Below are 705 nucleotides of genomic sequence, written 5' to 3' on the forward strand. Positions count from 1 at the left end.
TTTAGTTAGAATCTAATCGCATATCGGAGTATTAGGGAAGACGTTTCAGGACGTTACTCCTTCATTCCATCTTTCAGAAATACAGTTCTCTATTAATTTCCCCTTAATATTTTAAGCGGTCATTAACATGGCATAGCTTTTCACTACGCAACGTGTCGCACCATATCTAGCATCATGTCCTAATCTATCTTGTACATAAGTTATCAGATCATAATTGATATTAGCTAAATCAGTACTTAAAACCGCCTGATATTTTGGTTCCTCTTTCATGATTCTAGCTATTGTATCTATAGTAAGTTTTACTATATTGATATTTTGCTCCTCATTAAATCCACCAATGTTATATATCTCGTGTGCCTTAGCATTAGATATAACCATATCTATACCCTTACAGTGATCCATTACATATAACCAGTCTCTTACATTGTCTCCTTTTCCATATACAGGAAGTTTTTTTCCAGCTAAGATATTTTTGATAATCAGTGGAATTAACTTCTCTGGGAAATGATATGGACCATAGTTATTTGAACATCTTGTTATGTTAAATGGAAACTTATATGTTTCTCCATAAGCCATTACTATCATATCAGAAGCTGTTTTAGATGCTGAGTATGGGCTTCTTGGATCTAACGGAGTACTTTCTGTAAACATCTTCTCTCCGTAAGTTTGAAGATTTTTTCTTCCAGTTGCAATTTTAGCAACAGC

General features: G+C 33.8%; 1 pseudogene. It reads right to left on the reverse strand.

The annotated features are described in order from the left end of the window. Window positions 1-162: 162 nt before the first annotated feature. A pseudogene (locus HMPREF0202_RS15445) lies at window positions 163-705 on the reverse strand (dTDP-glucose 4,6-dehydratase); the annotation flags it as partial.

Source organism: Cetobacterium somerae ATCC BAA-474, from assembly GCF_000479045.1.
Classification (GTDB): Bacteria; Fusobacteriota; Fusobacteriia; order Fusobacteriales; family Fusobacteriaceae; genus Cetobacterium_A; species Cetobacterium_A somerae.